Here is a 2,140-nt window from a genome sequence, read left to right on the forward strand (position 1 = left end):
AATATCAGTGCCGTTGCTAACAATTGTGTTAACGGTTGTAACCCCAACGCCTACGTAAACAGCTCAGATCCTAATACCATTGAATATGATAATATGGTATCTAGCTTTCACGCTACGGTAATAAAAGAAGCTGATGGTACATTTAAAGCATGGGGAGAAGCCACTGCTCCTAATGGAACGTCAGATTTGCTTACTCCAACAGCCATAACACCAGCAAATGGCTTTAATTACACCGGAACACCACTGAAAGTAACTTCTGGATCTTATTATTACGCACCTAGTGGTAGTACCAGCTCAACTGTTCAGTATCTAAATCACCAACATGCTTTGTTGACCACCGACGGATTATATGTTTGGGGAGATGCGGCAACCAGCATAGGTCAAGCAGCATTAGTAAGTAAAAGTATTAAAAATACCACTGCTTTCGGTAAAATTACAGTAAATGGCAAAGCTGACGGATTACCGCCTGGAGTAACGCCTCAACAAGTCAAAATGATGTTCGGATCAGGTGGTACATTGGCCATAGTAACTTGTGGTGGGGAGGCTTGGGTATTGTCTTTTCTTGGATCTAAAAACGGAGATGGTACAGCACAGGATGCCACCAATAACGTGATATGGCACCGTGTAAAAACTTCGGCAGCAGGAAATCCAACCTTGGACAATGTAGTGGCAATGCGTGGTAACCCTTATGGTTTGTTTGCGTTGACATCCGACAGCAAGCTCTACACCTGGGGTACAGGTACTTATCTTGGTGATGGAAGTGCGGCTACCAACAGAACTTATGCGACTGAAGTATCGGTACCGGCAGGAGTCACTCCTAAAATGATCGGAATGACTTCCAGAACTTTAACGTCAACATCAACAGCAATAAGCTATTACTTACTGGGTACTAATGGTAAGCTATATGCAATGGGAAATAATGGTGGCAGACAATTAGGAGATGGTACGACCACAACAAGAACTACTTGGGTACAGCCGCAGAAAATGACCGATCAGTCTGGGCAGGGTATAGGTAATTTAGAAAATATTGTTTGGATATCTCCTAACGAACATTCTTATTTTAATGAGGAAAATACTTTAAGTATTGCAACGGGTGCTATTAATGTATTAACTAGCAATAATAAACAATGGGCTTGGGGATCTAACAGTGGCAAAATGATAGGCGGAGCAACAGAGAATACTTACTATGATCCGATCTATATGCCTGGCAACAGCACTGTTGCTAATGGACTTAGCATTACCGACGAGGTAATTGCCGTAGAAACCGGAGGGCATACTACCATTAACATCAAAAAGAGCGATAACAGATTCGGTTATGTAGGGCACTATATTCATGGTAGTGCTGGTAATGGCAGTAGTACAGATAGTCAAGTTTCTACCTACACTTATAATACTTCTATTGTAACGGTATGTGCAGCAGAGACATCATCCTCCTGTTATAAACCGGGTATTACTACGGGTACGACATTAGACACCAAAGTAGGTATCTCTGCATTGGGAAGAGCCGGCGCAACAAATGTCGATAACTGGCCAATGACAAGAAAAGGCGGACACATCGCACTGGAAGCGAAAACAAAGGCTTTTGTACCTAACAGAGTAGCTTTTGACGCATCAGGAAATCCTGTGGGCATAGCAGTTGCCAATTTTGTGGAAGGGATGATGGTCTATGACACCACCAACAAATGCCTAAAGATGTACACTTCAAAGGATAACGGCGTTTCGTTCGGATGGTATTGTATAACTACGCAAACCTGCCCGGATTAAATAAATGAGATGTTTCGGCGCCGCTGCGCTCTGCTCAACATGACAGAGGCACTGTCATCCTGAGTGAAGCGTAGCGGAATCGAAGGATCTCTAATAAAGATGATCATAAAAAGAGATGTTTCGACGACGCTGTGCTCTGCTCAACATGACAAAGGCACTGTCATCCTGAGCGTAGCAAAGTGAAGCCGAAGGATCTCAACAATGTCATCCTGAGCCTGCCGAAGGATCTCTAAGACAATTATAAAAAACAAACACAAACCGTCCTGTAAAAAGGACACATAAAACACACACAATATGAAAAGTAACATTCTAATATTTGCAATGCTGGTCACTGCAATTGCAACAAAATCTCAGATCGCAATAGGAAAACAATCGG

The 2,140-nt window shown here is 42.7% G+C and carries 1 protein-coding gene; it reads left to right on the top strand.

Translation table 11 applies throughout. The features are described 5' to 3' along the window. Positions 1-1,764: RCC1 domain-containing protein (locus QOL71_RS17645; RefSeq protein WP_430395195.1), on the top strand; the 1,764-nt coding region annotated here is incomplete at its 5' end. Between the last annotated feature and the right edge of the window lie 376 nt (positions 1,765-2,140).

It is taken from the genome of Epilithonimonas pallida, assembly GCF_900182975.1.
In the GTDB taxonomy this organism is placed as follows: domain Bacteria; phylum Bacteroidota; class Bacteroidia; order Flavobacteriales; family Weeksellaceae; genus Epilithonimonas; species Epilithonimonas pallida.